The organism is Pseudomonas sp. PA-7-1E, from assembly GCF_021605325.1.
GTDB lineage: Bacteria > Pseudomonadota > Gammaproteobacteria > Pseudomonadales > Pseudomonadaceae > Aquipseudomonas > Aquipseudomonas fluorescens_BV.
Genome location: NZ_WKFA01000011.1, coordinates 142,804 through 149,372 on the forward strand (window position 1 = coordinate 142,804; position 6,569 = coordinate 149,372).

The 6,569-nt window shown below is 61.0% G+C and carries 8 protein-coding genes; all 8 read right to left on the bottom strand.

Going from position 1 to position 6,569, the window contains the following annotated elements; all coding sequences use genetic code 11:
* Positions 1 to 12: 12 nt before the first annotated feature.
* The 8 genes from GIW79_RS10325 to GIW79_RS10355 all read right to left on the bottom strand — a co-directional run bounded on the left by GIW79_RS10325 (position 13) and on the right by GIW79_RS10355 (position 6,389).
* Positions 13 to 1,014: a contractile injection system protein, VgrG/Pvc8 family gene (locus GIW79_RS10325; RefSeq protein ID WP_236453151.1), complete on the bottom strand. Its 1,002-nt coding sequence runs from the start codon at positions 1,012 to 1,014 to the stop codon at positions 13 to 15.
* 9 nt (positions 1,015 to 1,023) lie between these two features.
* Complete coding sequence (locus GIW79_RS10330; RefSeq protein ID WP_014717172.1) at positions 1,024 to 1,236, bottom strand: tail protein X; 213 nt, start codon at positions 1,234 to 1,236, stop codon at positions 1,024 to 1,026.
* Positions 1,229 to 1,612 carry a phage tail protein gene (locus GIW79_RS10335; RefSeq protein ID WP_236453154.1) on the bottom strand — a complete coding sequence of 128 codons (384 nt, stop codon included), beginning with the start codon at positions 1,610 to 1,612 and terminating at the stop codon, positions 1,229 to 1,231. The genes GIW79_RS10330 and GIW79_RS10335 overlap by 8 nt, the downstream gene beginning before the upstream one ends.
* Positions 1,612 to 3,834, bottom strand: a complete 2,223-nt coding sequence (locus GIW79_RS10340) for a phage tail tape measure protein (protein WP_236453156.1) — start codon at positions 3,832 to 3,834, stop codon at positions 1,612 to 1,614. The genes GIW79_RS10335 and GIW79_RS10340 overlap by 1 nt, the downstream gene beginning before the upstream one ends.
* Positions 3,835 to 3,840: 6 nt before the next feature.
* Entirely contained in the window at positions 3,841 to 3,966 is a 126-nt protein-coding gene (locus tag GIW79_RS29600; RefSeq protein WP_014717169.1) for a hypothetical protein, read from the bottom strand.
* On the bottom strand, positions 3,963 to 4,535 hold the full coding sequence (locus GIW79_RS10345; RefSeq protein ID WP_054897093.1) for a phage tail assembly protein: 573 nt from the start codon (positions 4,533 to 4,535) through the stop codon (positions 3,963 to 3,965). Before GIW79_RS10345 ends, GIW79_RS29600 begins: the two co-directional genes overlap by 4 nt.
* A 181-nt stretch (positions 4,536 to 4,716) precedes the next feature.
* The gene (locus GIW79_RS10350; protein WP_054897092.1) at positions 4,717 to 5,223 is read right to left on the bottom strand and encodes a phage major tail tube protein; all 507 of its coding nucleotides are present in this window, start codon (positions 5,221 to 5,223) and stop codon (positions 4,717 to 4,719) included.
* Entirely contained in the window at positions 5,223 to 6,389 is a 1,167-nt protein-coding gene (locus tag GIW79_RS10355; protein ID WP_032877508.1) for a tail protein, read from the bottom strand. Before GIW79_RS10355 ends, GIW79_RS10350 begins: the two co-directional genes overlap by 1 nt.
* Between the last annotated feature and the right edge of the window lie 180 nt (positions 6,390 to 6,569).

The following is a 6,569-nucleotide window of genomic DNA, read 5'->3' on the forward strand; positions in this document are numbered from 1 at the left end:
CTAAGGAAGGATCTACACCGACAAACCGCTGGCCTGGACCGTACTCCGATAGCCACCTTTTCGCTCGCCCTTGGATTTCACCGTTTTAATCGACCAGCGCCCTTGCATGAACCCCGGCCACGACTCATCCAGCAGCAACAGGCCTTCAGCAGCCAGCGAAGGATTACCCGGGCAGGCCACATCGATCTGCAACCCTTCGCGCCCCACCCGCCGCATCTCTCCCTGCGCCGCCGAGCGTGCTTCGTCCTCGCTCTGGTATCGCTGTGTCACCACTTTGAAGGGTGCGATGCCCACCTTGACGACACGCTGTTTTCCGGCTGCCGCGTCCCACCATGACGTTTGCGCACCGTTGTATTTGGCACGGCTGGTCTCGGTGAAACTGGCGCTGATGAACGCGCGGTCACCTGGACGATTGTCATGGGTGATCGACAACCGTACATCCGGCAATGCCTTGCCCGACAGCGTCTTGATCTGGCCTTTGCGCCCCAGTACATACAGCTCATCGACAGGCTTGGCCACCGCATCGAAGCGCTTGGCCAAGCGCGTCAGAAAGGCCATGTCGCTTTCATTGGTCTGATCGATGTGCGCGATCGGCTCACTGTCGAGTTCAGGCGCCACACGCGGTGAAAAACCATATCGGGTGGTCAGTTGGCGAAACAGCGCACCCAGGGTTATCGGCCCATGGCTGGCGGTGCGGCGCTGTTTGAATTCGTGCTCGTCGAACGGTGCCGCCGTGGCCACCAGCACCAGTCGCAATGGGAACATCGACGGCGTGCGCTGGGTGATCTTGAACACGCCCTTATCCACCAGGCCCGATTCCAGGTAGCCAATACGCAGGCCAATTTTGCCGCCCAGATCGGGCAGCCCTTCAAGCCCCTCGATATCGAGGGTCAACTTCAGTTGATCAGATACAAACCCCGCTGCGTCGGTATGCTCCCACTCCAAGAGCCTCTCGTTGAATAACGCGGCATTGGCTCCGTATAGCTCCACTACAGGTGTAAATCCGAGTGCCATGATGGCTCCTTAATCCCAGGCGGAAACCGGCCGGCTCGCAACTGGTTGCGCGTCCAATTCGGGCACCAGCACGCTGACGCCCGCCGGCAGTACCGCGCCCTGTTCGGCCAACTCCGGGTTCAAGCGCCACAACGCTTCTTCTGCGGCATCATCACTGCGCCCCAGTTCACGGTAGAGCAACAGGTTCACCGAGTCGCCGGCAATACTTCGAACCCTACGCATTGACGAACTCCTTCAGTAACAATGTCCAATTGATCACCATGGCCGTCCCGTCGTCGATCACGCTGGCTTGTTTTTCACTGATCGACTGGATGGTCCATAGCCCCCAGTTACGCCCTAACCCGTCCACCAAAGGCAACGGCGCCCGCAGGGCCTGCAGGGTGCGCAACTCATCCAGGCGCGCCATGCCATTGGCACGCGCAGCCTTGCCGCCCAATGCCAGCGTTTCGAGCCCCTGGCCGACCTGGCTGGATTTAGGTTTGCCGGCAATGATGTCGAGACTGACCCAGCCCCCGCTGCTACCACGATCAAGCGTGTCGTAGGCGAACCCACGGGACAGCCCGAAAATAAAAGTACCCAAGATCATCTGTTGTCGCATCACACAGCTCCATCGGTGAGTGCTGCGCCGCGTCGGGTCGCCAGCAGGTTGTCCATCGACAGCGGGGTAAATTGCGCTTCGATCTGTTGCACCACGAGCGCCGCCAGCTGGTGATGGCTGGCTTGCTCAGGCGCGGTGATGGTGATTTGCGGGGCGAAGTTGATTTGGCGGTTGTCGGCCTGAGGGGCGTTGAGGTTTTTGCTGACCTCCGTGGGGGATGGCAGGCGATCGCCCGTCCCCATCACTTTTTCAGCCAGCCACGCACCGACGTCACTGCCCACGAAAGTGCCCACGGCGCCACCGACTACCTTACCGATTGCGCCCCCGGCGACGCCGCCCATCACACCGCCCAACACTGTGCCGGCACCCGGAACAACCGAACCGATAACAGCTCCCGCCAGCGTGCCGACCGCTCGGCCTATCGCCATCCCGGCCACATCACCGACGACACCGCCGGCAACACCGCCGCCGATGGAGCCCACGCTAGTGCCGACCGCTTGACCCAGGTTTCCGGTCATCGCGCCTTGCGTCATCTCGACACCGGCCTGGGCCACCACCAAACCCAGGGGGACCCCTTTGGCCAGCTTGCTCACCTTCGCCGCTTTGCCAGAGATGCCTGGGCCGGAAGAAGACGGGCGATTACCGTTGTGCCCGTCATTACTCGGGGCGTTGCGCGGGCTGCCCGGCGGTGTGGTTTTATTCCCTGCTGCCGGCCCCTCTCCGAGCACTTTCCCTGCGACCTTTTCGAAAATCTTGTCCTTCACGGCACCGAAAACACCGGAAACCACCGGGATCAGCACCGCCCCCGCCAGGGTGACGGCAGCGGCAGCCTTGGGCAGGCCCTCCGCGAGCCAAGCCACGCCACCGACCAGGCCGTTCATGGCGGTCAGCTTGGCATCCACAACGGGGTCCAGCGCTGTATCAGAGGCAGTGCTCAAGCGCGTGGTACTGGCCTCGTAGGCTTGCCGACGTGCGTAAGTAGAGTCCGCACGAACCTCGGCCGAACGCAGCACCGAACCTTGGTCGCCCAGCGTCGAAGTGGCGTAGGTGGATTTTTCTGCGACCAGCGAAAAGGCCTGTTTCACGCTGTCGATCACCGGTACCAGGCTCAGAATCGTCTGGTTGCCGTCGAACAACTGCGTCGCCAGCACCGCCTGCCTTTCGGCAGGTTGCGACTTGAGCGCCTCCAGCACCGTAAGCACGGCCTGTGGGGCGTCCTGTTTCATGCCCGCCGCGAGTACTTTTGGATCAAGCTTGAGCTCTGCCCAGGCACTGCGTTGCCCTGCAGAGGCGTTGTCGCCTTTAGCCAGGACGGCGCTGATTTTTTCCAGCCCGGCACCAGCAACAACCTTGCTGTTACCTGCGCTCAACAACGCCGCCGAAAGCGCTGCAGCCTGTTCGGGACTCATGCCCGCAGCCTTCGCGGCAGCGCCCTGGAGTTGCACAACAGCGCCGATATCCGCCGATTCGGCCTTGAGCGATACCTGGGTGCCCAGCACGTTTGTTGCGTCGGCAAGGTCCAAGGCTTGTGTGCGATCAAGGTGCATTGACTCGCGCCAGCCGCCCATGATTTCGCCGGCATTTTTGACGTCGATCTTGAACGCCGTCGCCAGGATCGCAGCGTCGCGAGCGAACTGCTGCAGGTCTGCCCGGCGCCCAACGGGGTCGATATTGCCCGATGCGTCCTTGCGATCACTGCCGATACCGGAACGGGCGGCGGCATACTCGACCTTCGCGAGGTCGACGGCACTGGCACCACTGGCAGCCACCACCGGCTCGGACGCCATGGCAAGGTTGGCTTCACGCAATGCCTTGCGCTCATGCCGGGCAAACATCAACAGTTGATCAATATCGGTCATCGCGGCGTCCAGCGCCTGCGAGGGTGTGCGCTTGTCTGTAGCCGCGACGGTCTTCGTACCCTCTGCGCTCCCGGCAGTTTGAGCTTGCCGGGCGTCCATCACTTTGAGCAATGAGACGTTGAAAAGCTCCAGCGTATCGACCAACCGTACCTGCCCGTCCGCCAGATGCTTGATCTGCAAGCTGGCATCGGCCAATGCCAGGGCCAAACTCGCCGCACTCCCCGGTGCCACCTCAAGCGGGCTCGGCAGCGCTTGGGTGATAGGTTTGAGACTGGCCTGCATTCCTGTCATCTGAAGTGCGCCCTGAGTCATCACGCCGTCCTTGGCAATGGCTGACCCTGCTCCATGATTACTATCTGCCATTGCGCTCTACTCCTGTTTGACGCCAAGACGACTGATTGCGATGTCGTAGCGGCGCAATGCTTTGCCGGCTTCCCAATCGAGGATTTCCGCTTCGTTTACCGAGTAAACCAGCGGCACTACATCGAGGATCACTTCGATGTCGCGCTCCGAAAGAAGTCCGCCGGTTTGTTTAAAAAATCGTCGATGCGCTCCTGCAGCTCGGTCCAGTCGGGCACGGTCAGGCCGGCAAGATCGGGAATCATCAGGCCGGTGCAATGGGCGGTGATGAACTCGGCACGCTCTTTGTTAGTGGCTAGCTTTTTCATCACCTTGGTAGCGCGCAGGGCGGGCATTTCCAGGGGCAGTTCGGTCAGGGTTCGGCCGGCGGCTTCCAGGGGTAATAGCAGGTGGACAGGCTGGTCGTGGGTCGTCACGTCCTGTTCGTTCAGGAAGAACGAGGCCGGGCGCGTCGACATTTCGTGTACGTACTGCGCAATGCTTACGTAGTCCGGGCGCTTGAGTTGGTCGAGCTCTTTTTCCGACAGGCCGGTGGCGAGTTTCGCCAGTTCGAAGAACTGGTCGTCCTCGTCATCACCGGCCCGGGCCAGCGCGTCTTTTTGCGCGGCGTAGAACAACGGTTTGAGTTGAACCTGCTCGATCATTGCACCGGTGTCGGCGGTGATCGGGGACAGCAGGATGTGCAACGGTGGCATCCAGGCCATGGGGCAATTCCTTGTTGAACGGTATTGAAAAGTGCGAAAAATCTAAACCTGAGCATGGCCCCTGTGGGAGCTGGCTTGCCTGCGATGGCATCCACTCGATACACCAGGGATACCGAGTCGCCTGCATCGCAGGCAAGCCAGCTCCCACCTTGACCGTGCTCGCTTCAGATTGCGCCGGCCCTTAAGGCATCAGCACGGCGCGGCGGGCATCGCCAAGAATGTCGACGCCGTTGAGCACGAACTTCTGGGTGCGCACATCGATGTCGATCACCGAAATGCCATTTTCCAGACGGTTGTATGTGCGGCAGGACAGTTCCAGCGTGGTGGTGGCCTTGTCGCCCATTTTCAGCTTCGCCTCCTCCAGGGATTTGAGCTTGCCGCCCACGGTGTGGTAGGTGAAGTAGGTCTTGCCGTCCTGGTCTTGGCCGGCTTCACGCACGTTCAGCAAGATGTCGTCGCCCGTGCGCACGCCCAGGGCCAGCATGATTTCCGGGCCGGCACCTTGCAGCACCAGCTTGGCATTGAGCACCTTGCCGCTCTTGGCCATTTCCTCGGCAATAAAGCGCCCGCCGGACATGGGCTCCATGTCGAACTCGATCTTCGGCGGGGTGAACTCTTCCACGGTTGCGGACAACGGCAGGCCTTGAAGGGTGGCCGCAATGGCCTGTCTGACTCGGTTGGTAAACATTAGAGAACGTCCTCCAGGAACTGCTCGATGATTTCATCGCGGGCGTTTAGTTGATAAACCATGTGTTCATTCGGCGCGTAGCGGCCGTAGTCGATGACGATGAACCAGGTGCCGTTCTTGTACTTCTCGACGCTGTTCAGTTCCGGGTGCAGGTACACGCTGCCGCCGGGAATGGTTTCGTCGGCCACCAGGGTTTGCAGCCAGTCGTTGATGCGCTTGACCTCCTGATCCATGAAGGACTTGGTGAGGTTCTTGGCCATGGCTTTCTGGCCGGCCTTGACCAGCTTGCGGCTGATGGCATCTTCCAGGCCGACGTAGCTGATGAACTTGCCGGTGATGGAGCGGTTACCCAGCAGCGAGAAGCCGCCGAGGATGGTGCGAGCGTAGTAGCTCACGCCGTAGCGGTTGAGCAGGTCGCCTTCGGTGGAGGTGTCGAGGATGTTGTACTCGACCACGCGGGAAACGTCCTCGGCGAAGGTCACCTGGTTACCTGGGCTTTCCCACTGCTTGACCTTGGCCAATGCGGCGATGGCCAGCGAGGATGGCGACAGGAACACGTTCTTCTTCGCGGCCTTGGAGTACACCGACGGCATGTTGTGCACCAGCAGGCAACGGTCGAAGCCCAGGTCGGCCCCGCCCAGTTCGCCGCTGTAGGTCACTTGGTCGGCAACGGACGCGTCCTTGCCATCCAGTACCACACGGGCCTTGATGCGCTTGCCGAAGGAGGCGAACTCACCAGCCACAGCCTTGGTGCCGGTAAAGCCTGGAGCGCCGATGATGGTCAGGTCTTCAGGCACGCTGCTCAGGGCCGCCAGGCCCAGTTTGCGACCGGTGACCGGGTCGTTGCCGCCGATCACATTATTGATCGTATCGGCCGGGGTAGCGCCTTCTTCGACGATGACCACATAGACCGGCACCTTCACCACTTTGAGGATCTGGTACACCGCTTGGAACAAGGTTCCCGACTCAGTGCCGGTAGGGTCCAGCAACGCCTGAGTGGTAAAGCTGTTGATGCGAAACGGCGCGTTTTTCGGGATCGAAGCATGGGCATTCGGCGCAGTGCCGACCAGGCCAATGACGTTATCGCCAAGGCCACCCATGGCCTCGGGGGATTCAGTGGCATTCACAGTGATGCCGTTGTGCTCGAAGTTCAGGACTTCTGCCATGGTTATTCAGCCTTCTTGGGGGTGGAGTTGAGGACGCTGGTCAGTTCCAGGCGGCCAGCGGTGCGCAGGGCGGATGCTTCGACGTCGAGCAGTTCCAGCTCCTCACCGGCGGTAGACCAATGGCCGTTGCCGGTGGGGAATGGGATGAGGACGGTGTAGGTTTGGCGGGTGGGCATGGGT